Annotated in this window: 1 pseudogene; it reads right to left on the bottom strand. The window is 50.6% G+C overall.

Annotated features, from left to right (window positions below):
* Window positions 1–256: pseudogene (locus DEF47_RS16575) on the bottom strand (hypothetical protein); the annotation flags it as partial.
* Between the last annotated feature and the right edge of the window lie 282 nt (window positions 257–538).

Consider the following 538-nt stretch of genomic DNA (forward strand, 5'->3'; position numbering starts at 1 on the left):
AAACATCAGCACCATCGCCTAAGCCAGATTCGAGCACGATCGTTGGGCTGCCGCTGCCCATACAAATCAGTCGCATCGCATGGCCATTGAGCATAATTTGCTGCTCGGCTGGCAAAAATTGTTGGCGATCACGCTGGCTGGCCCAGCGCTGAAACGCCCAACCGCCGATCAGCAAACCAACAATCAACAGGCCAAGCCAAGCGAGCCAGCGCCCAATCCGTCGTAACAGCGAGCGTTTTTGTGGTTTTATATTCATTGGGTATTCCTTAGCTAGAGATATAGCGCAACTATAGCCAAGAACTAGCCAAACCACAGGGTTAATCAGGGCGAATGGCACTCAGCAATTAGAGCGATAGCAGCATCGATCTTCAGGCCGCTGAATATCTATAATTCGATTGCATAACTAAAAAAAGCCCTTCATAGGTAGATGAAGGGCTACAGCAACGATAAACGTTTATGCGATTCTACGATAGATGGGTTCCCTTCGCCTCGCGTGCGGCAGCCAAGGAATAATTCCGTTCCCTCACCCCCGACCCCT

It is taken from the genome of Herpetosiphon sp. (genome assembly GCF_003512625.1).
In the GTDB taxonomy this organism is placed as follows: Bacteria; Chloroflexota; Chloroflexia; order Chloroflexales; family Herpetosiphonaceae; genus Herpetosiphon; species Herpetosiphon aurantiacus.